Source organism: Pseudomonas sp. VA159-2 (genome assembly GCF_024126635.1).
GTDB lineage: Bacteria > Pseudomonadota > Gammaproteobacteria > Pseudomonadales > Pseudomonadaceae > Aquipseudomonas > Aquipseudomonas muyukensis.
Genome location: NZ_JAMYBV010000082.1, coordinates 1 through 605, shown reverse-complemented (window position 1 = coordinate 605; position 605 = coordinate 1). Strand labels below are relative to the sequence as shown.

Sequence of the window (605 nt, the reverse complement as noted above, 5' to 3'; positions counted from 1 at the left end):
GACGTGGTCGACCAGGGCGTGGTGTTCCACGACATGGACGGCCGCAGCCATGCGTACCCGCTGCCCAAGCAAGGCAAGCCGCACCACGACGCGGTGGAGTACCTTACCCTGGTGCGTACCGGCGAACAGCAGCTGGTGCTGTTGCGCGGCCTCACGCGACAGGAAACCTACGCCCGCCATGGCGACCGCTTCTTCCTGACGCACATCAAGCTGCGCAGCGGCGCCGGCGCGATGCTGCATTACGAGCACCGTCACCACGACCGGCCGGTGCTGTCGGACATCAACACTTACCAAGACGACGACCCGACCAAGGTGCACCTGCAACTGGGCACCTTGCTCGATGACCACGGCCACCTCCAGGGCCTTTGGCAGGTAGTCGACGGCAAGCCGCTGCGCCAGCTGTGCGCCTACCACTACGATGACCACGGCGACCTGATCGCCGCCCAGGATGAGCATGGCGCCGCCTGGCGCTATCAGTACCAGCACCACCTGGTCACCCGCTACACCGACCGCACCAACCGCGGCATCAACCTCGAATGGGACGGCAGCGGCCCACACGCCAAAGCCATCCACGAATGGGCCGACGACGGCAGTTTCGAGACCCG

General features: G+C 66.0%; 1 pseudogene. It reads left to right on the top strand.

Going from position 1 to position 605, the window contains the following annotated elements:
• Positions 1-605: pseudogene (locus tag NJG22_RS24450) on the top strand (RHS repeat protein); the annotation flags it as partial.